This window comes from Geodermatophilus obscurus (assembly GCF_900143215.1).
In the GTDB taxonomy this organism is placed as follows: domain Bacteria; phylum Actinomycetota; class Actinomycetes; order Mycobacteriales; family Geodermatophilaceae; genus Geodermatophilus; species Geodermatophilus obscurus_A.
The window spans coordinates 1-1132 of record NZ_FRDM01000078.1 but is presented as its reverse complement, the minus strand read 5'-3'; the positions used below and the strand labels follow the sequence as shown (position 1 = coordinate 1132).

Annotated in this window: 1 protein-coding gene; it reads right to left on the bottom strand. The window is 69.3% G+C overall.

All coding sequences use genetic code 11. The features are described from left to right. Positions 1-293: Gfo/Idh/MocA family protein (locus tag BUB17_RS24845; protein WP_141243207.1), on the bottom strand; the 293-nt coding region annotated here is incomplete at its 3' end. Between the last annotated feature and the right edge of the window lie 839 nt (positions 294-1132).

Here is a 1132-nt window from a genome sequence, read left to right as displayed (position 1 = left end):
GCGAGCGTGGCGGCGAGCGGGAGCTCGATGAGGACGTCCCGGCCGGCTTGCATCGCCCGCACGGCGACGTCGGCGTGCAGCCGGGTGGGCAGACATACATCCACCAGGTCCACCGAGGCGTCGGCGAGCACGGCGGCCAGATCGGTAGTGGTCGCGAACCCGAGCTCCTCGGCGATCGTCGCCAGCTTCTCCGGCGTCCGGCCGAAGACGACCACCTCGTCGACGTCGGCGCGGGTGGCGTACACCGCCGCGTGCGCCTGGCCGAAGCCGGTGCCCAGCAGAGCGATCTTCATGGCCGTCCGCTCCTTTCGCGGCAGCCCGGTGCAGCCGGGGAATCGCGGCGAGCAGGGTGCTCGACTCGCACCGTACGGCGCCCAGAGGACAGTCCCCGTCCGGAATCAGGCGTGGGTTGACGTCGTGACCCCGTCGGTGGACCGCCGGGCACGCAAGCAGCGCCATCACACCTTCGCCTCAAGGGGGCCGGTGTCTCCAAGGCCGCCCTCACGGCCAGCCACCGGGTGTCTCATAGCGGCCGGCGCGTTCAGGCGGTCGTCGCAACACCCTTGGAGCGCGAGGTGTTGTGGTGGTCTCGGAGTGGCGGCGGGTTCGGGATGAGCGGCAGCAGCGGCGACACCACTCACGCCCTCGTCACGGCGGGCGCAGCGGGCCCTTCAGACCCCCCCCTGCTCACCTGACGGGGCCAGCGGCACCCCCCTCTCAGGCTTGCGTCGTGTCGCCCGAGCGGGTGGTCCTCCGGTTCGGGCGGCCTCGATCCGAGGGCGACGCGTGATGCTGGCGCCGGAGGGGTCGGCTGCCAATCCAACGTGGTGACGGGTCCGAGGGACTCGACCATGACGCCCGGGCAGTGGCCCTCTAGTGGGACGTCGTTGGCGCACTGGTGACAGGGGTGGTGGCACATCTGGTGGTGGACCGACGCTCACCCTGCAGCTCAAGTGGTGGCAGTCAGGTGGCAACTTGTAGGTGGCATGGTGGCCGCCATTTGGTGGTCTAGTGGTTACAAGTTGGCGTCAAGCTGGCAGTCAACAGGGACATTGCTGGCGGCATTGTTGCCCTTAACTATGCGCAATTTGTCAACCACCTGGGCGCCTTCAGGGGGACATGGGGCGGCGTG